This window comes from Candidatus Paracaedibacter symbiosus, from assembly GCF_000757605.1.
GTDB lineage: Bacteria > Pseudomonadota > Alphaproteobacteria > Paracaedibacterales > Paracaedibacteraceae > Paracaedibacter_A > Paracaedibacter_A symbiosus.
Window position 1 is genome coordinate 2923 of sequence record NZ_JQAK01000048.1, and the last position, 527, is coordinate 3449.

Below are 527 nucleotides of genomic sequence, written 5' to 3' on the forward strand. Positions count from 1 at the left end.
AAATTGGGAAGCGCATGCTGCTTGCCTGGCAGGATGGGCTTGCGGGCTTACGGGATAGGCGCACCTATGCCATGGGGAATATTGAACTTGGTGAAGCCTTCCTCGGCTTGTCCGAACCAAGGTCTGTCAAGAGCAGGCGTCAGGTTGGGGGGCAATCCGAGTTGCTGGGCCGACGCTAGGCGTCGACCAAAATATGGGGAAAGTATGGACGCTTTTGCGCTAAGGGAAAAACTGATCGGGGACTACAGTCGATTTCGCCCGCTCCTTCACAAGCGGCTGGCTGAATCCGTCATGGTGGACCTGGACTCCAAATCAGACCCCCACGAAAAAGCGGGCGGACGTCTTTTTCTCTAGGCCGGCGGTAGGGCTGGATGCCAGGGTTGCCAGTGGCCAGCACAGGATCGGCCACTGCTTTGTCCAGTCACTGAATCGACGGCGTTCGAGTACGACAGGGCGCGCTTCGGCAGGTGCTCAGCCGGGACATGATCAGGCCACGGTGCCCTTGCGTTCAGGCGGCGAAAAGAGTT